Annotated in this window: 1 protein-coding gene; it reads left to right on the top strand. The window is 43.6% G+C overall.

What is annotated here, in order from left to right:
* Nucleotides 1–236, top strand: a 236-nt coding sequence (locus J8281_RS19585; RefSeq protein WP_210199303.1) for a hypothetical protein, incomplete at both ends; no start/stop codon positions are given.

Here is a 236-nt window from a genome sequence, read left to right as displayed (position 1 = left end):
ACAGGTGATGGAAACATTACTTCCTCTGACCTTACTGTTGGTGGAGATGCAAATGCGCTACTTGGTGATGTAACACTAGAAATTGCTCCAAATGCGGTAGGAACTGCTGAAATTGCTGATGATGCTGTAACTGCAGCTACTATTAATAGTGATATAGCAGGAACCGGACTTACGCAAAATGCATCGGGTGCACTAGAAGTAGACGGAACTGCAATCACAGGTGATGGAAACATTAC

The sequence above is a fragment of the Aquimarina sp. U1-2 genome (genome assembly GCF_017897595.1).
Lineage (GTDB): Bacteria > Bacteroidota > Bacteroidia > Flavobacteriales > Flavobacteriaceae > Aquimarina.
The sequence above is the reverse complement of the archived record's forward strand: the minus strand, read 5'-3'. Positions and strand labels throughout refer to the sequence as shown.